This window comes from Oribacterium sp. P6A1, assembly GCF_000702885.1.
In the GTDB taxonomy this organism is placed as follows: Bacteria; Bacillota; Clostridia; order Lachnospirales; family Lachnospiraceae; genus Oribacterium.
Map to the genome: position 1 here is coordinate 1 of NZ_JNKO01000022.1, position 19859 is coordinate 19859.

The following is a 19859-nucleotide window of genomic DNA, read 5'->3' on the forward strand; positions in this document are numbered from 1 at the left end:
TGAGGTGACAAACTATTAGTAGTCAATAGGTTTTAGAGAAAATTTGGGATTAATTGACTTGAGGGTAACTTTAATAAACCATCTGAATATACCGTATTTCAGATGGTGGACGGATCAGATATTATTTGAAATTAGCGTGATTTCTGAGAATTGAAGTCTATGTTTTGTTTTTCTAAAGCAAAGATTACTCGTATGAGTTTCTTTGCAACATGGGTTATAGCTACCCGATGAGGTTTACCTTCATGACGCTTCTTGGCATAGTAAGTTGCAAAAGTCATATCGAAGCGAATTAAAGGAAGACAACAGTTTAGCAAGACATATCGCAATGGAGATGATCCGTGCTTTACCATCTTTCCACCATGGGATTCTGTACCTGAATCATTTACGCTTGGCTCAATGCCAGCAAATGCTAGCATCTGTGCTGGTGATGAAAAATTGGAAATGTCTCCGTATTCTGCGTAGATTACTGCCGCAGAAATAGGACCAATTCCTGGAATGGTCATGAAGTGAGGACGAACTTCGTTGATGAGCCTTATAATCTCGCCTTCAAGCGAATTTATTTCTTTGACTAAGGATTTGAAAAGGGATAGTAAACTTTCAAGTTCGACATCAAATATGGAATTATTGATGCCAACAGTATTAGTAGCTAAACGCTTCAACTCAAGGAACTGTTGAGGAGAAAACTTACCATGGGATATGCGACGGATTTCATTATAGTCAGTTTCATTCATGGCAGACATGTTTTCAGCAGAGCCGTAGTTTTCTAATAGATATAGAGCTGTTTTAGAAAAACGTTCATTAAAGAATGGCTTAAACTCCGGAAATGTATGGTCAAGAACATTAGTGAGTTTAACAAGATATAAAGATCTTTGACGGACTAACCTATCGCGAAGACGGGTTAATGACTTTAAAGAATAAGAGTGATAAAATCCTTTTGAATGGGGTTTGTACTCAACAGTCATTAACCATCGAGCAATAGATTCACAGTCAACAGAATCGGTTTTTGTACGCCTTAGAGTGGTTGATTTTTTATATTCCGATATCAAGACTGGATTTACTTCCATGAACGTTAGCGAGGCGTTTTCAAGGAAAAGCTCAAGATTTAGGGCGTAATGAGATGTTGATTCAAACCCTATTCTTATGTCCTCGGGAGAGGATAAAGAGTTAATAGTTGTGAATAGTTGATCAAATCCTTCTTTATTGTTTTTAAAAGTGAATTTAGCAACTACAGATTGATCGGCTGCAGCTATAATGCAGCAATCATGTTTGTACTTGGAAATATCAATTCCAGCAAAATACATAGACATTAGATATAACCTCCTGATTATTATAGTTGGCACTGTTGTCTACCACAGAGAGATCGACTGTGTAATCACGTAAATCTAAACGTCAAGCGTTAACAAACTAATTACCAGTATTAGACGAAAAGCTGTGGTCTGAGTCACCTCACACCAGTCAAAGCTGTATTGATTTAGAAACAGATCCACAGTGCCTAAATAAATATATCAGAAAAGGATTAGAAATAGCCCAGAGAACCTGGGAGAAAGGAATAATCCAATCACTTTTCTAATATGATTGGATTATACGTGACTTTTGAAAATGGTTCTACCGAAACAAGAGATATACCCTGGAGCAGCCTTAGCAGAGAACATGACTACGACTGGACCTATTATGTTCCTAAAGAGGATGGCAAAGCTTCCTACATGGTCACTTACACCACCTCTGTCACCGTTTATGACAATGTCAATAAGCTTACGGTGAAGAACCATGCGGAGACCAATTATGATAATAGTTCATTTCCTTTAGACGTCACCACCACTCCTCATAAAAATACCACTGTTGATGCCAAAAAGCAGGCAGCAAAGGTGACATTAAACGAAGTAACCTGGATCATACAGGTGACCATTCCTGCCGAGGGAGTAAATACCTTTACAGTTAATGATTCTCTTCCGAATGTATGGACTGAAAATGAACCCAAAATACATATGTTTGATGAATTTGAGGAACTTGTCAGTATTGACGGTCTTTTGGATTCTGAAAGTTACAAGTTGGATGCAGACAAAGGTACACTTTTCTTTACTTTTTATAAGGATAAAGCCCAAACGGTTGAAGGACTTAATGCTACAGCTTCAGATAGAAAAGTGACTATTGTTTATAAAACAAAGAACAGCAAAGAGTGGCTGGATTACGCAAAAACAACCACAAACACCTGGTATTTAGAACATGAAAACACGGCAGAAGTAAAACTTAACGGTAAGCCTACACCTATATCAGCAAAAGCCTTTCCGCCTGTTGAAAAGCTGATAAAGAAAGGAGAGCTTCGCACCAGTAATTATGAGAATTCCGGGAAACGGATATACGCGTATAGCCTTATCATAGGTGGTGTTACAGGTGGCGATGTTACTATTAACGACATCTTTGATACTGAACATCTTTCATACGTTGATGATATATCAGACGATTGGATCAAAAAAACTACAGCCTTGATTTACGGAGGTGATAATCAGCACTGGCCGGATAATGAAACCACAGTTAAAGCAAAAATAACAAAAACTGATTCAGGAATAAAGATTCATATCGAGGATTTTCCTAAAAAAGCTGACGGAGAGTACTACTCATTTTACAGAATACCTTACTACCTTGCCATAAAGGAGTCCGATGCCATACGCCTGGCTCTTGAAAACGGGGGAAAGGCCACTATCAGAAACACTGCATACTGGAATTCCGAAAAATCCCAGGTGGACATCAGCTACGAACACAATCCTATAAAGAAAGAATACGGTTATGATGCTAATAAGGGTATTGCTTATTACACCATCACTGTGAACCCTTCAAAGGATGTTCTAAACCAGGGCAAAGCCATGACTCTGGAAGACGAGTTTGAGAATCAGGTTATAGATATCTCCTCCATCAAAATAAGCGCAGAGGATAAATCAGGCAAAAACAGAGCTTCTGAGATCAGCTATTCAATGAAGGGAAACCTTCTTACTTTTGAGAATATTCCTGATGAAACAAAGGTGGTTATCAAATATGAGGCCCTGCCTGTTTTCTCATATGAATCCAACAAGGCTTCTTTGACAAACAAGGCTACCCTCATGACTTACAGTGACGAGACGGCCTTTGACGCCTACTTCAATGCCCTTGCAAAGGCAAACGGAAGTATAGCAAAGCTAAAGCTTATAAAGTACAAGGAGGGGGATATTCAGACCCCGCTTCCGGGAGCTGTCTTTGACCTTTACGTAATTGAAAACGGAGAAAAAAAGGCTGTCAATGACAAAAACAACAACATCATACAGTTCACCACAGGTTCTGACGGAACAGCCACTGTAGCTCTTGACTATTCCACAACCGGGCAGAAGCTGTTTTTCAATAAGCAGTATTGCCTCGTGGAATCAACGGCACCGAAGGGTTATACAGTGAACAGTGAAAATGCTTACTACTTTACACTGGTTGCTCCAAAAGATAACGACTCAAAGAATATATGTGACCCGGAAAATGCTGTATATCAAAACGGATATGTATTAACCATTTCCAACAGATCATTCTGGGGTGTGCTGCTTCCCCTTACCGGCGGTAACGGTACCACTATGTTTTATATCTCAGGCTTCATCATGATACTTTTAGGCAGTACCTTCATTCTGTTGAAAAGGTATAAAAAAGTCTGATGAAATTGCTGAAGGCGTATTAATTTTAACGAATATGTATTAGCAAGCCAAAACGGCCAGGTGATTTAAGCGGTTTTATAAGTCAGATAGTTATATCATACACGAGCTTGGTAATAGCAGAGTGAATAAAATTTATTATTATAGCAAACAGGAGAGTATAGAAACGATGAAATTCAACAGATTTTTAACAATTGCACTGATGACAGGCATGACTCTTGGGACTGTAACTTCACAGGGATTTGCAGCATATGCAGAGACCGGTTCAGAAACAAGTTCTGAGGCAGGTTCACAGACAGGATCAGAAGCCGGTTCAGCAGCAATTTCAGAAGGAAATACATCATCCGAGAAGAATGAAGTCACATACACAAACGGAGCTTCAGAAGGTACTTATACCTTAAAAATCAATAATACCGGTAAAACCACTCACACCTTTGAGATTTACCAGATCTTTAAGGGAACACTTAGCGATGATAAAAAAGTTCTGTCAGACATAAAATGGGGAGATGGCATTTCAATAGATGATCTTCCATCAGCTTTAAAAGATGTAGTGTGGGGCAACGGAGTTATACTTTCGGATGATGATATCAAAGAGGATGCAGCGAAAGTAGCTAACGGTCTTACAAATGAAAACGCAGAGAGTTTTGCTAAGGGCATAAGCAAGGCCTTAAGCGTGAAAACTGCTGAAGCTAAAATCATTGCAAACAATAATGCGACTTTGAAGCTTCCTACAGGCTACTATTTTGTAAGAGACAGTGAGGGATCTCAGAACACCTCTGAAGGTTCTTACACCCAGTATCTTCTTCAGATTACAGCCGATACTGAAACAACTACCAAGCTTGATGCTCCTACATCATTAAAGAAGGTTAAAGAGGATGACCACGAAGTAACAGGAACAACAGACTCAAGACTCTCTTCCTTCGAGGTAGGAGATCACTTCAATGATGTGGCCGATTACAGCATCGGAGAAAAAATTCCTTACGAGCTTGTTGGAACACTTCCTTCAAACTACGCCAAGTATACTACTTACCAGTATTCTTTTGTGGATACCATGAGTTCTGGTCTGGATGTTGACAAAGAAAGTGTGAAGGTTTATTTCAGACCTTCTGTAGATTCTAATCAGTCTTCGGAAATAGAGGTTACTTCAAAGGCATCAGTTGATGTCTCAGAAGATCTGCATAGTCTTAACGTAAGCTTCAGCGATCTTAAAGCTGCTGTACCAGAGGCCACAGAGAAATTTATATTTATCGTAAGATACGAAGCTACTCTCAATGAGAATGCCGTTGTAGGTCTTCCGGGAAATACAAATGAGTTCCACCTTGAGTACTCCAACAACCCTAACGGAGATGGCAAGGGAACAACTCCCGAGGATAAGAACATAGTTTTCACCTATGAGCTTGATAACGAAAAGATCACATATATCTCAGAGGCTGAATATAATGCCATTACTGATGACGATAAAGACAAAAAGTATACGAAGCTTCAATACGATCTGAACGGTGACGGAACTGCTGAAACGGTATACAAAAGAACACTTACCGGCGCCAAGTTCAAGCTCTTCACAACAAGCAATAACGAAGACACAGGCGCCAAGGGTGCTGTGATAGAAAATGGTGTTTTCATGGGCTGGGATGATGTTTCAAAGGCTACAGAAGTTGCTTCAGATGAAAATGGTCTTATAAAGATCAAGGGGCTCGATTCCGGAGTTTATTATCTTGAAGAGACAGAGGCGCCAAGCGGTTACAATAAGCTTACAAATAGAGTAAAGCTTGAAATCAAAGCAGAAACCGTAAACAATCAGTCATGGGAGAGCATGGATCCTGAGGACGCATTAAAGAAAACAGAAACAGACAAAGATGGCAATGTAATTAAAACGGCCCTTACCGTTACGCTCGATGACAAGACAACTGTTAATTCAGATTCAAATCTTGGTATCGTAAAGACTGAAATCGTGAACTTTGCAGGTTCAACACTTCCTTCAACCGGTGGCATAGGTACAACCATTATGTATGCTGTGGGCGGACTTCTTGTAATCCTTGGAGGAGCAGCTATCATCATAAAGAGAAGATCAGATGCAGAATAAGAAAAAATCTGTACTTTCAAATTTAATTACCGGATTTATAGCTATCATCATGGTGGCGGGAATAGGGCTTTTGCTTTATCCCACCATCAGTGAAAAGTGGAATGCACTTCATCAGTCACGTATCATAGCCGGTTACACCGAACAGCTTGCAAGTGATGATTCGAAGCACATTGAAGAAGAGTGGAATGATGCCGTAAGCTATAACGAAGCTCTTCCCCTGAAGGCAGACCGCTACAAGATGTCCGAGTCGGATACAGATGAGTACAATAAACTCCTTGATACAACAGGCACAGGAATCATGGGATTTATAACCATACCGAAGATAGATGTAAAGCTGCCTGTTTATCATTCCACAGATGAATCCGTACTGCAGATAGGTGTAGGCCATATTCCCGGGTCATCACTTCCCGTCGGAGGCAAAAGCTGTCACACTGTGCTGTCAGGGCACCGTGGACTTCCTTCAGCCAAGCTCTTCACAAGACTTGATGAAATGGCAAAGTCGGATATATTTGCACTTCACGTTCTCGGAAAAGTTCTCATTTACGAGGTAGAGGATATAAGCATTGTCCTTCCGGATGAAATCAACAGCATAAATATCGAAGATGGAAAGGACTACTGCACTCTGGTTACCTGTACTCCTTACGGAGTAAATACCCACCGCATGCTGGTGAGAGGTGAACATACGGAGACCATAAGTGAAGAGGAATATGCTTCACGAAATTATGAAGGCTCTGCCGTGTCTACAGTGACTTCAGATGAGACAAATGATTCCCAGGGGCATGAGATTCCGGAGTATCTTCCTATAGCATTTGCAGGATTTGCGGTACTTGTGCTTGGATTTGCATTATTTGCACCTGTAAAGAAGGAAAAAAGTTAATCTATAATTAGCGAAAAGCCGAAACATTTATGATTTTTGAATCATAAATGTTTCGGCTTTTCTTTTTGTTTAGTGATTATTGACGAATAAAAATGTATAATCAACTTATAAAAATCTTTAAAAATAAGCAGTGTTTTTTTGTGATCTTCAAAAACGTTATGACAAGAGGATTTACGCCGCAGAGTATCAGTGTGAAGGTATTGACATAAAAGATTTTTACAGAGGTACAGGTCTATGAATAAACCCTTTTTCAGTTTACGGAAAATTCTTATATCTGTTTCTATTATACTGACTGCTGTTATCATGCTGTCATTTTCTGCCTTTTCGGAGGAATTAAGGACAAATCACAATGAAAGCGGCAATATAAACAGGCCTCTTTCCGTGGATCCGACAGGGGAAGCGGAAGATTTTACAGCTGTACTGTATAACAACACCAACGGACTTCCGACTTCGGAGGCCAATGCCATCACCGAAACAGCAGAGGGCTTCATCTGGATAGGAGGCTACAGCGGGCTCATACGCTATGACGGTAATACTTTTCTGCGTCTTGATTCCTCCACCGGAGTTTCCAGCGTCACAAGTCTCTATGTGGACAAAAAGAATCGTTTGTGGATAGGAACCAATGATGCCGGGCTTGCCATGATGGAACATGATAATTTACATCAGTGGGGAGAAAGCGACGGTCTGAATTATCTCAGGGTAACTTCCATAACAGAAGGTTCCGACGGAACCATTTACGTGTCCGCAGGCAGTGGGCTTGCCATGATAGATGAGAACCTGAAGCTTCGGTATCTTGATGATCCGAGAGTGGCGGATTCTTCCGTGGAGGCTCTTCGAAATGATGAAGACGGGCTGATTTTCGGAATAACGGATCACAGTGATATATTCACAGTGAAGGACGGACATATCCTAAGCTTTATAAGCCATGAAGACAGTGGATTTTCAAATCTTTCTTATATACTTCCCGATATCAAAAACAAAAGTTATGTCTATCTGGCCACCGATGAATCCAAAATCTATCATTTTGATCTCCGGGGGAAGGGTAAAATCTTAAAGGAATGGGACGTGTCTCCCATATTCAGCATTTCAAGTCTTGAATATATAGACGGCGCTCTCTGGATATGCGCTCAGAATGGAATCGGTAAGCTTTGCGACGATGAGTTAAAGTGTGTTCACAATATCCCTATGAACAGTTCCATAGAGAAAATGATAACCGACTACTCCGGAAACCTCTGGTTCACATCTTCAAGACAGGGTGTGATGAAGATAGTACCAAATCGTTTCACTGATCTTTTTAAGCGTTACGGTATACCGTCAAGTGTTGTTAATACAACCTGCCTATATAAAGACCGATTATTCATGGGGTCGGATACAGGGCTTGTGGTTCTGGATGAGAAGGACGGAAAAATCCTTAATTCGGTAAATCTTACTAAAGCCGAAACAGCATCCGGCATCGAACTTCAGTCGAAGGATCTTATCAGTCTCCTCAGCATGAAACGTATACGTTCCATCATCCGTGACAGTAAGGACAGACTTTGGATCTCCACCTGGAACAGCGAAGGACTCCTAAGATATGATGATGGAGAGCTTATGGTATTTACCGAAAAGGACGGACTTATGTCCGCCCGGATCCGGGCTGTGAGTGAGAAAAAAGACGGTTCCATGCTGGTTGTCAATACCGGCGGAGTCAGTATCATTAAAGGTGACAAAGTAGTAAAAAACTATGATAAGGAAACGGGAATAACTATTCCCGAGAATCTTACCGTAACTGAGGGATTTAACGGAGAAATCCTTCTCGGTTCCAACGGAGGCGGTGTTTTCATCATAACCGATGAAGAAACCAGAAATATCACCACACGTGACGGACTCAGTTCCGGAATCATCATGCGCATTAAGCGTGACGATAAACGAAGAGTCTACTGGCTGGTTACCAGTAATTCTCTTACCTATATCACAGAAGACTTTGAGGTTCACACCATAAAAGACTTCCCGTATTCAAACAACTATGATCTGTATGAAAACAGCTCGGGAGATATGTGGGTTCTTTCCAGCAACGGAATCTATGTGGTTTCCGCAGATGAGCTTATGGGAGACGAAAAACCTGATACCGTGTTCTATGGCCTTGATAACGGTCTTCCCTGTATCTCAACGGCCAATTCTTACAGTGAACTCACTGATAACGGAGAGCTTTACATAGCTTCCGGGGAGACGGTAGTTAAGGTAAACATAAATAAAAACTTTGAAAATGTCAGCGAGCTGAAGGTAGCGGTGCCTTTCGTGGATGCCGATAACCGCAGATTTTATCCGGATGAAAATGGAGTTTTCAATCTTCCTTCCGATATTCAGAAGCTGACCATAAACAGCTTTGTTTATAATTATTCCCTCATCAATCCTCAGGTGACCTACTATCTTGAGGGGTTCGATTCTTATGGAAGAACGGTTGACAGAAGCAGTCTGGTTCCCGTGGACTATACCAATTTACGTGGAGGAGCTTATAATTTTGTTATAGAAATAAAGGATTCCATGGGAAGAGGAACAAATGCCTTTTCGGTAAAAATAGTTAAAGAAAAGGCGTTTTACGAACAGCTATGGTTCTATGTGATTTCTTTAATATTTATCACCATTGTGCTTTGTTATCTGGTTCAGGTGTATATAAACCAACAGATGCGTGCACTGAAAAAGAAAAATCAGGAAACCATGACTCTTATTGAAGAGATCACCGAAGCTTTTGCAAAGATGATCGATATGAAGGACCGTTACACCAACGGTCATTCCTCCCGCGTGGCCCATTATACCGCTATGCTTTCAAAGGAGCTGGGATACGACGATGAAACAGTTCATAAATATTACCGTATAGCCCTGCTTCATGATATAGGAAAAATAGGAGTACCTTCCTCTGTGCTCAATAAGTCCGGAAAACTTACGGATGAGGAATTTGAAATAATCAAATCCCATACCACCAAGGGTTATGAAGCTCTGAAGGATATCAGCATCATGCCGGAACTGTCGGTGGGCGCACAGGCTCATCACGAAAGACCTGACGGAAAAGGATATCCTAATCACCTGAAGGAAGGGGAGATACCACGAGTGGCTCAGATCATTGCAGTAGCGGATTGCTTTGACGCCATGTACTCAAAGCGTCCTTACAGAAACAGAATGAATTTCGATAAGGTTGTTTCCATCATTAAAGATGGTTCCGGAACCCAGCTCACAAGTGATGTTGTGGATGCATTTTTACGGCTTGTGGATAAGGGTGAGTTCCGCGCTCCGGATGATGACGGCGGAGGAAGTACCGAAGATATCGTAAACATTAAAAAATAACCGACCCGGAACGATGCAATCACACAAAATCAAAAAAACAAGAACCGGGTCTCCCATAAAACAGATTCCTGAAAAGGAGTATAAATTGAGAATGAACAAAAAAATCCTTCAGGCCGCAGTGATGATAGCGGCTCTGACCATTTCAAACCCATTACCTTTATATGCCTATACCGTAGCAGGACAGGGTGTAACCCCCATATCTTCCGTAGGAGGCGCCGTTTCCTACACCTACGATTCTGTCCCCGGCTCTTCCATGAGTGCCTACGGAATAGAAGCTTCTGAGCTTACTCTCCAGCAGATTGAAGATTCAAAGGGGGCGTGGGCATGGATAGATACGGATTATGATGGTGTGGCAGAAAGATATTATCTTATAAAATCCAATGTATATCTTATAAACGGAATCATGCCTGACGGAAAGACAGTGAACTCACTGGGACAGTGGACAGTGGACGGAATGGTCATGCACCGCATGGCCGATGACCGGAATGCTGTTAATGCTGCTATACAGAGAGCCCAGGCAGAGTATGGGAATAGTTTCAATGGAATATACTCGGGACTCATCACTACCACCGAGGTAAAAAATACCGGTAAAGTGGCAACCAAAACCGGCACAAAAGACGTAACTAAGAAGGTAACTGTACAGAAGTATCTAACCATGACGGTATCTCAAAAATCAGTAACCGAATTAAGCGTTACTGTCAGCGACGATGACGGAGCCGAAACCCTGGATTACGAATATGCAGGACTCAATACCTTACACAATGGTGTAACCATGTGGAAATCCAAAAAATCCAAGAATGATGAGTACCTGCTGTTTTACGGATATAACTCCATAGTGTTTTACGACTATGATGGCAATCTCGCCGGACAGCTTATGAAGATAGGCTGAGAAAGGGGGACAGATGAGAGCATTAACTATTTTCATTGACGAACAGTGGCTGGCTGCAGTATCGGAAAAGAATATGGGCGTTCCCTGCAGCATCATCGCCGAAGATATGACTGAAAGTCTTCCCGTGGAAGTACAGTATCAGGGGGTCACCAAAACCACCTTTATCTATGACGAAAACGAGCTGGATGAGGAAAAAATGGTCTACTGTCTCCGCAGGATCCTGGAGAAACGTTTTGACATGAGCTACGATGTTCAGGAAGCCATAGTGAATTACAGGATCAGTCTCCTGTCCGAAGAAGATGATGACGAGACTTCCGACGAGGATGACTCAGGGGCAGAAGTGGATAATGAGGACAGAGCACGGGGCAGTAAGCCCAAAGCTTCTTCAGGACGGATCCCGGAAGAAAACAGCACAATAAAAGAATTTTCGGAAGCATCGGGAACAGGGCCGGAAAAAAGCAAAAAGAGTGAAAGTGAAAAGCCCTCCAGAAAACGTATGCGTACAGCTCCTGATATCTCTTCAAAGGATGAGGATGAGGATTCAAACGGAGAAATAGATATAGTAACCATTGGCGAAGAGGGCGGAACGTCATCCGGAAAGCGTTCAAAGAAAAACAAGGATACGGATACGGGAAGCAAAAAGAAGGGTGATAAAAAGCTGGGACAGGATCCCATTTCCTTCGGCGGAAAGAGAGATGATAAAGAAGACATAGCTCCGGCATTCCAAAGAATCAGGGAACTGAAGGGAAGCGACAGTCTCATTCATTTATGTGAAAGGCTGCAAAAGCTTGCGCCTGTACTTCAGACTGAAGAATTTGTGGATGTGCTTGAGGACAGGGCTTTTCTCTTCTCTGCAGAGCAGGATATAGGAATAAACGCAAGAGTGTCCATGTTCTTTGACTTCATGAGAGATGCGGACCTTCTTCCTTCAGAGTTCGGAGGCTGCGAGATACAGCTTGCATGCGGAAGATCCGTGGGACTGCCCACCTCCATGGCCAAGCAGTTCATAGCCCAGACGGAAGCGAGTATGTTCTGCATAGACATCAGCACATGGGTAGGTCAGATAGATGATCCGGAGTTCAGAGACTTCCTGCTTTTCCTCTATGGACAAAAGGATATGTACAGATATGTATTCAGAATCCCCTATGTGGAAAAAAAGGTGCTCAATCAGGTTGCTGATGTTATAGGAGATATCTTTACCGTGGAAGTGGTCACACTGCCGCCCCTGAATCAAAATCTCCTTGAAGAAACCGCAGTTTCGCAGCTTAAAAGCTACGGGTACAGCATATCCCCGGAGGCACTCACACTTTTCAGAAAAAGGATTGCAGAAGAAAAATCCGATGGCCGTTTCTACGGTATGAATACAATCGGAAAAGTTGTAAAAGAGATGGTCCTGAAGAAACTGGATAAAGAGACCGTGCTTGATAAACCCGAAAAAGATCAGCTTAGGGAGATAACTTCGGCGGACCTTGAGGACCTGATTTCAAACCGGCATCATGATCACTCCGATCCCGAAAATGAACTTTCCGACATGATCGGCGTTAAAGAGGTAAGAGAACAGCTTGATTCACTTATAGATGAAATGACCGCCGAGGGAAAGCCTAAATGTCTCAGGTTTGTTGGAAATCCGGGAACGGGAAGAACTGTTATTGCAAGGATACTTGGTGAGATACTGAGGGAGAAAGGCATCCTCAAAAAGGGGGATATCATTGAACACAGTATGAAGGATCTTATGGGAACCGTACCCGGGGAGACCGTACCTAAGACCCTGAGCATCTGCCGTGATGCCACGGATTCGGTTCTCTTTATAGACGAGCCTTATCCAGAGATAAAGGAAATAGTGCCTGATCAGGATGAGATGGGCAAGGACTATGATGATTACGAAGTTCCGGAAGATTACAAGCAGAAGCCGGATTATGACTTCCATAAAGAAGCATTGGAAACCCTCATCTCTGAAATGCAGGCCAATGAAAACATCCTGGTTGTTCTGTCCCTTACCAAAGAAGAACTGGAAAAGGTCAGAAAAGATGCTCCTGATATAGACAAATTCATGCCGGGAGAGATAGAGTTCAAGGATTTCAGCAGAAAGGAGCTTGGGGAAATTTTTCTTCGCATGTGCAGGCGGAACAAATTCCATCTCGAAGACAGCCTGAAGCAGGAGATCATGAATTACTTTGATAAACTGCCGGAGAATGTCACCAAATCCGGAAAATTCACAAATGCAAGGTATGTAAGAAATCTTTTCGACCGTACCTGGTCAAAGACCCTGTTAAGGGCAGAGATAGATCAGAAGGACGGAAGGGAGATCACTATGCAGGATTTCCGTCTTGCCGCAGCGGAAAGCGCAGAACTTCTTAATAAAAAAGAGCCCAGAAAATATCCTTTGGGATTCAGACTTGATCCTGCAGACCAGATAGATGCTGTTTGACTGAGAATGTGCTATAATTTTCAGACACATACAAAAAACAAAAGGAATTTTTTATGGCAGAAAAAGATTTAAAGAAACTTATCGAAAAGGCGCTGGATATGCGTAATTCATCCTATGCGCCTTATTCACACTATAAAGTGGGAGCAGCTCTTGAAGCTTCGGACGGACAGATCTTCAGCGGCTGCAACATAGAGAACTCAAGCTATGGAGCAGCCAACTGTGCCGAAAGAACAGCTTTTTTCAAGGCTGTGAGCGAAGGCGTCCATGATTTCAAACGTATCGTAATAACCGGCGGCCCTGATGATGGAGAGCTTCAGTATGCCACTCCCTGCGGCATCTGCCGTCAGGTCATGAGAGAATTCTGTGATCCTGAGAGCTTCGAGATAATACTCGCAAAGAGCACCGGGGATTACAAGATATTCACTCTGGCACAGCTTCTTCCGGAAAGTTTCGGACCGGAGAACCTGCTGTAAAAGTGTTTCACAGGGACCACAAAACCCTCTGAAACAGGATGTATGCAGTTATTAATTGATTTTAATTTTGGAGGAAAATATTATGTCAACACCACACAACAGAGCAGAACTCGGAGACATTGCAAAGACCGTACTTATGCCGGGAGATCCGCTCCGCGCAAAGTATATCGCAGAAACTTATCTTGAGAATCCGGTTTGTTTCAATACAGTAAGAAACATGTTCGGATACACAGGAACATACAAAGGCAAAAAGGTTTCCGTTATGGGCGGCGGAATGGGTATACCGTCAATCGGTATCTACTCCTATGAGCTTTTCCATTTTTATGATGTCGACAACATCATCCGTATCGGTTCAGCCGGCGGTCTGCAGGAGGATGTCAATGTCAACGACGTTATCATAGGCATGGGTGCCTGCACAGATTCAAACTATGCTTCACAGTTTGAGCTTCCCGGAACATTTGCACCAATAGCAGATTACGGTCTTCTTTCAAAGGCTGTGGAAGCGGCAGATAAGTTAGGTGTCAATGTTCGCGTCGGAAACATCGTGTCATCGGATGTATTCTACGACGGACGTAAGGAAAGAAACGAGAAGTGGAGAGATATGGGCTGTCTTGCCTGCGAAATGGAGGGAGCAGGTCTCTATATGAACGCCGCTGCGGCACACAAGCATGCCCTTTGCATACTTACTATTTCAGACCATCTTTTCAAGGAGGGTGAGCTTACACCTGAGGAACGTGAGAAGAGTTTCAATGACATGATGCGCATTGCACTGGAGCTTGCATGATATGATTAATTACAGTGAAGACAAGACCATGTATCACATCGGTGTGGCACCGGGACAGGTGGGACGATATGTACTTCTTCCCGGAGACCCGAAGAGATGTAAAAAAATAGCCGCATATTTTGATGATCCGGTCTTTGTGGCTGATAATCGTGAATATGTGACTTATACAGGTAAGCTTGACGGAGTTCCGGTATCCGTGACATCAACAGGCATAGGAGGACCTTCCGCATCCATCGCCATGGAGGAGCTTAAGATGTGCGGAGCGGATACATTCATCCGCATCGGTACAGCCGGAGGCATGGATCTGAATGTTCAGGCCGGTGATGTGGTTATCGCAAACGCTGCCATCCGCATGGAGGGAACCTCCAAGGAGTATGCTCCCATAGAGTGGCCGGCAGCAGCAGACTTTGAGATTACTTCTGTGCTTAACCAGGCGGCTGAGAATCTGGGTTTCCGTCATCATGTGGGAGTAGTGGAGTGCAAAGACGCCTTTTACGGCCAGCATAAGCCCGAAGATCTTCCTGTAAGCTATGAGCTTCTTAACAAGTGGCAGTCATGGCTTAAGCTGGGATGCAAGGCTTCCGAAATGGAGTCAGCAGCCCTCTTTACAGTTGCTGCCTACCTCAAGGTCAGAGTCGGTTCGGTTCTTTTCATCATGTCCAATCAGGAGCGTGTAAAACAGGGTCTCAGCAATGAGATAGAACACGACACCGATAAGGCCATAAAGACCGCCATCGAGGCATTAAGATTACTTATAAAGCAGGATTCGAAATGACCCAGTTGACTCAGGAAGAAAAATATATGCAGCTTGCCATACGGGAAGCGAAGAAAGCACATAAAAACGGTGACGTACCTATAGGGTGCGTCATCGTTTATGATGGGACAAAACCGGACAGCAAGGCAGATAAAAATGCTGAAGCCCACAATATAAAGCCAGGCACCATCATAGGCCGGGGCTACAATCAGAGAAACAAAAAGCATAATTCTCTCATGCATGCAGAAATCATAGCCATAAAAAAAGCATGTAAGGCTTTTGAGGACTGGCGGCTTGAAGACTGTACCATGTATGTAACACTGGAGCCCTGCCCCATGTGCGCGGGAGCTATAGTTCAGGCAAGACTCCCCAGGGTTGTCATGGGCTCAATGAACCAGAAGGCAGGATGCTGCGGCTCGGTGCTGGATATGCTCCATGAAAGCCGGTTCAATCATCAGTGTGATGTGAAGAAGGATATTCTTTACGACGATTGCACAAAACTAATGACAGATTTTTTTAAGGGATTGCGGGAAAAGAACAAAAAATGATGCAGGTAGCAGAAGAGACAGTACAGCAGAGAAAATGCATAATAGTAGGTGCGGGAGATTTTTTCGGAATGCCCGTACTCCCCGGAGAGGGTGATTATGTCATCGCCGCAGATGCCGGATACGAAAATCTCAAACGACTTGGTATCAAACCGGATCTTATAGTAGGAGACTTTGATTCCATGCATGTGGCCGGTGTCAAAGGCACCACCGGAGATGTGAAGGATCTGGATATTTTCGCTGATGCGGAAACCGCAGAATATATCCATCATTTGAAAAAGCTGGATCTTGACGGAGTAGAGACCAGAGTCATTGATCCTGTAAAGAACGACCCCGATATGATGGCCTGTGTCAGAATAGGTCTTGAAAAAGGAATCAGGGAGTTTCACATCATCGGCGGAACGGGAAAACGTATAGATCATAGCATTGCCAATCTCCAGATACTTGCCTTCCTTGCCATGCAGGGCGCAAGAGGGTATCTGTACAGCTCATCCCAGATCACAACAGCCATAAGAAATACCACTGTTCGATTTCCCAAAGAAATGAAAGGGTATTTCTCGGCTTTTTCCTATTCCGACCGTTCCCTGGGAGTCACGGAAAAGGGATTCAAATACATCATAAAGGATGTCACGCTGAATAATCTGACTCCCACAGGGCTCAGCAACGAATTTGTGGGAACAGAAGCCGAGATAAGTGTTAGGGAAGGAACTCTGATTCTCGTATACGGGTTTTAAAGCACAATCATACCGGATTCTTAAAAATAATACATAAAATAAAAAAATATTCTTCATTTATAAATTTTTCATGACTGAGTAATACTTTACTTGAATAGATAAAGCTGCTTTGATATAATCCATTCAAGAAGTAAATAGCTGGAACGTTCGAGGCCGCACAAATTGAACCTACAAATAAGACCTACGGGATTCCAATATTTGAATGCTCATATAATGCCTTCCATTTGGTCAAGGACTATAGCGGTATTCGTGAGGTCTCCCACCTAGCATACAGGCTAGGAGTCAAGCGTGTGGTACGGCGTTTTGGTCTTACTCCATAAAAATCGTATGATTTTAGACCGGTGATTTATTCACCGGTTTTTTTATTTGTCATAAGGCTGCCACAGATAAGACAGCTTATTTTCACTTTTTGCAATATTTCTTGAAAATATTATGTTATGATATAAGTGTCATGAAGTCTATCCTCCACTTGTGCTTGCACAAAAGTGGAGGATAGACTTCATGACACGCCCCACATGGAGCACGAAAGGACGATTTATCGGCCTGAGAGTGCGGAATGTGGGAGGAACGCTTTTTGTGGCAGGTCCGAAGGACCTGGCATGTAGCGTCAGCCCTTCGCGAAGCGAATTCAAATGGGCTGACGTTCCCAGTGAGCGCATAGCGCGAAGCGGTCCGATATCGACTTTTGACACTCACATCATGCTGTCATGACCGGTAACAAGCCGGGTCATCCACCGCATATCAAGTGCATCATATGATGGTTTTACAGGAGGGTAGTTTTGAAAAAAGATAAATGGGACATTCAGATACGCTGGGGCATTACAGTCTTTTTAACATTAAGCTGCACGGCTCTGGTCATCATGGCAATTCAGAATTTCGCCACAGTCCGGGAAGGCTTTTCCAAACTGTTCGATATACTCACACCTATAATATACGGAATAGTGATGGCTTATCTTCTTAATCCAGTCTATGATTTCGTATTCAGATATACAAAGAAATTTCTGGATAAGATTCTGGATAAGACCAGACTTGAAAAGATGTCAGACAGCATGTCAAAAACAGCCGGAACCATAGCAGCAGTCCTGTTTCTGCTCTTATTGATCATAGGCCTGGTATCCATGATCATACCTGAGCTTCACAAATCACTGCTGACCCTGTCATATTCGCTTCCCTCAAACCTTAATAAAATATATGCCAACATCATGAAGGTGCTTGATGAAAATCCGGAGATTGCAGGTTATCTCAGTCAGTCATTCAGTGATGCCTACAAGTTCATAAATAACTTTTCTTTTGAACAGCTGATGCCGAATTTCAGAAACCTTGCATCATTGCTTGCATCCCTTGCGCCTCTTGGATCCGGAATCTGGTCCATGGTCAACTGGGTGAAGAATATCATAATCGGTGTCATCGTAATGATATATCTTTTGAACACCAAAGGTACTCTGGCGGTAGGGGCAAAGAAAATCATCTATGCGGTATTTTCGGAAAAAATAGGAAAGACCATGCTGGATACCTTTCATGAAATAGACGAGATGTTCGGTGGCTTTATACTTGGAAAGATCATAGATTCACTTATCATAGGCGTGATATGCTTCATAGTTCTTTCCATCATGAATATGCCGTACACCATGCTGGTATCCGTAATTGTAGGCATTACCAACATCATTCCGTTTTTCGGACCTTTCATCGGAGCCATACCTTCCATCATACTTATACTGATTTCAAGTCCTATACAGGCACTGTATTTTGCCATTTTCATACTGATCCTTCAGCAGGTTGACGGTAATATCATCGGCCCCAGCATCCTTCACGGATCCACCGGTATCAGCAGCTTCTGGGTACTGTTTTCGATCCTGCTCTTCGGAGGACTTTTCGGTTTTATAGGAATGATAGTGGGTGTTCCTATCTGGGGAATCATACTGAAGATGACAGAGCGTTTCACCAAAAATCTTCTTTCCAAACGACATTTGACACTTAATGAAAATGGAGATCCTGTAACAGTTCAGGATAAAACTGTTCTTGAAGAAACAGTCCATGAGACAATTGTTCAAGATGAAACTGTTCTTAAGACAATTGTTCAAGAAGAAAAAAGTCCATGATGAGAATGCTCATGATGAAAAATACCCGACAGCTAAAAGTTCCTGAAGAAACTGATCGCGGATAAAAATATTTATGAAGCAAAATACATAATACCGGTTCCCGGAAACCGGTTTTAAAAGCGTCTTAAACTCAGCCATCAGCCTTAGAGCCTGTATGGCTGAGTTTTTTTCTGCCCGATTTTCATGGGAAGAAGCGAACAGTATCCGGGGCTTCATGTCACGTGTCATCTTGTTGCAAAACCTCAATTCTAATGTATAATTAATAAGGTTTAACTTTGTTAATTCAGGAGGCTTTTATGGATATTCGTTATAGCGCTAATCAGAAAGACGTAAAGAGATATACGACTGAAGAACTCCGCAATGAGTTTTTGATCACCGGACTTTATAAGCCCGATGAAGTAGTAGCCGTTTATTCGCATGTAGACCGTATGGTTACCTTTGGCTGTATGCCGGTGGAGGAGACAGTGCCTCTGGACAAAGGAATAGACTGCTGGCATAATTTCGGTACACACTATGTACTGGAACGCCGCGAAATAGGTATCTTTAACATTGGCGAAGGCAACGGAAAGATTTCTGTAGACGGAACAGTTTACAGCCTTGGATACAAGGATTGTCTCTACATCACTATGGGAGCAAAGGAAGTTCTTTTCTCATCAGATGACAAGAACAAGCCTGCAAAGTTTTATATGGTATCGGCTCCCGCACATGTAAGCTATGAAACAAAGCTTATCACCATGGCGGAGGCAAATCACAGGCCCTGTGGTGAGCCGGAGCTTGCAAACCAGCGTGTGATCAATCAGTTCATTCATCCTGATGTACTGAAAACAGCCCAGCTCAGTATGGGAATGACAGAACTTAAACCGGGTTCGGTATGGAACACCATGCCATGCCATACACATGAGAGACGTATGGAGATTTATACATATTTTGAGGTTCCGGAGGATCAGGTTGTTTTCCATTTTATGGGAGAGCCTCAGGAGACAAGACACATCGTTATGCGTAATTACGATGCCGTAATCTCACCTTCATGGTCCATACATTGTGCATCCGCTACACATAACTATACATTTATCTGGGCAATGGGCGGTGAAAATCAGGAATTTGACGATATGGACAACATATACACACCTGATTTAAGATAATATTCTGTAGATGATGATATGCCGCAACAGCGGTATTCACATATATTTATTTTTTGAAAGAAACCCCC

14 protein-coding genes are annotated in these 19859 nt (G+C 42.7%); 13 read left to right on the plus strand and 1 reads right to left on the minus strand.

Going from position 1 to position 19859, the window contains the following annotated elements; translation table 11 throughout:
• Window positions 1-131: 131 nt before the first annotated feature.
• The gene (locus tag T515_RS12300) at window positions 132-1307 is read right to left on the minus strand and encodes an IS110 family transposase (RefSeq protein ID WP_036609367.1); all 1176 of its coding nucleotides are present in this window, start codon (window positions 1305-1307) and stop codon (window positions 132-134) included.
• A 279-nt stretch (window positions 1308-1586) separates the two neighbouring features.
• On the opposite strand from T515_RS12300, the gene T515_RS12305 reads away from it, so the two are divergent.
• From T515_RS12305 to kduI, 13 genes are all read left to right on the plus strand, one after another.
• Window positions 1587-3665, plus strand: a complete 2079-nt coding sequence (locus T515_RS12305; protein WP_197026445.1) for a SpaA isopeptide-forming pilin-related protein — start codon at window positions 1587-1589, stop codon at window positions 3663-3665.
• A 166-nt stretch (window positions 3666-3831) separates the two neighbouring features.
• A complete protein-coding gene (locus tag T515_RS12310) occupies window positions 3832-5745 on the plus strand; it encodes an isopeptide-forming domain-containing fimbrial protein (protein ID WP_036611632.1) in 1914 nt (637 codons plus the stop codon).
• Window positions 5735-6622: a class C sortase gene (locus tag T515_RS12315; protein ID WP_051671703.1), complete on the plus strand. Its 888-nt coding sequence runs from the start codon at window positions 5735-5737 to the stop codon at window positions 6620-6622. The genes T515_RS12310 and T515_RS12315 overlap by 11 nt, the downstream gene beginning before the upstream one ends.
• Before the next feature lie 234 nt (window positions 6623-6856).
• Window positions 6857-9943 (plus strand): HD domain-containing phosphohydrolase, encoded by a 3087-nt coding sequence (locus tag T515_RS12320; RefSeq protein WP_036611635.1) that lies wholly within the window; start codon window positions 6857-6859, stop codon window positions 9941-9943.
• A gap of 91 nt (window positions 9944-10034) precedes the next feature.
• Window positions 10035-10832: a hypothetical protein gene (locus T515_RS12325; protein WP_036611636.1), complete on the plus strand. Its 798-nt coding sequence runs from the start codon at window positions 10035-10037 to the stop codon at window positions 10830-10832.
• Window positions 10833-10845: 13 nt separating this feature from the next.
• The gene (locus tag T515_RS12330; protein ID WP_036611637.1) at window positions 10846-13260 is read left to right on the plus strand and encodes an AAA family ATPase; all 2415 of its coding nucleotides are present in this window, start codon (window positions 10846-10848) and stop codon (window positions 13258-13260) included.
• 53 nt (window positions 13261-13313) lie between these two features.
• Entirely contained in the window at window positions 13314-13733 is a 420-nt protein-coding gene (gene cdd, locus T515_RS12335; protein ID WP_036611638.1) for a cytidine deaminase, read from the plus strand.
• 82 nt (window positions 13734-13815) lie between these two features.
• Window positions 13816-14517, plus strand: coding sequence for a purine-nucleoside phosphorylase (deoD, locus tag T515_RS12340; protein ID WP_036611639.1), 702 nt, complete (start codon window positions 13816-13818; stop codon window positions 14515-14517).
• Between the two features lies 1 nt (window position 14518).
• A complete protein-coding gene (gene udp / locus T515_RS12345) occupies window positions 14519-15292 on the plus strand; it encodes a uridine phosphorylase (RefSeq protein ID WP_036611640.1) in 774 nt (257 codons plus the stop codon).
• Window positions 15293-15297: 5 nt separating this feature from the next.
• Window positions 15298-15819, plus strand: coding sequence for a nucleoside deaminase (locus T515_RS12350; protein WP_155988375.1), 522 nt, complete (start codon window positions 15298-15300; stop codon window positions 15817-15819).
• A complete protein-coding gene (locus tag T515_RS12355) occupies window positions 15816-16550 on the plus strand; it encodes a thiamine diphosphokinase (protein WP_036611643.1) in 735 nt (244 codons plus the stop codon). Before T515_RS12350 ends, T515_RS12355 begins: the two co-directional genes overlap by 4 nt.
• A gap of 779 nt (window positions 16551-17329) precedes the next feature.
• Window positions 17330-18649 (plus strand): AI-2E family transporter, encoded by a 1320-nt coding sequence (locus tag T515_RS12365; RefSeq protein WP_051671704.1) that lies wholly within the window; start codon window positions 17330-17332, stop codon window positions 18647-18649.
• 296 nt (window positions 18650-18945) lie between these two features.
• On the plus strand, window positions 18946-19791 hold the full coding sequence (gene kduI / locus T515_RS12375; RefSeq protein WP_036611649.1) for a 5-dehydro-4-deoxy-D-glucuronate isomerase: 846 nt from the start codon (window positions 18946-18948) through the stop codon (window positions 19789-19791).
• Window positions 19792-19859 lie beyond the last annotated feature (68 nt).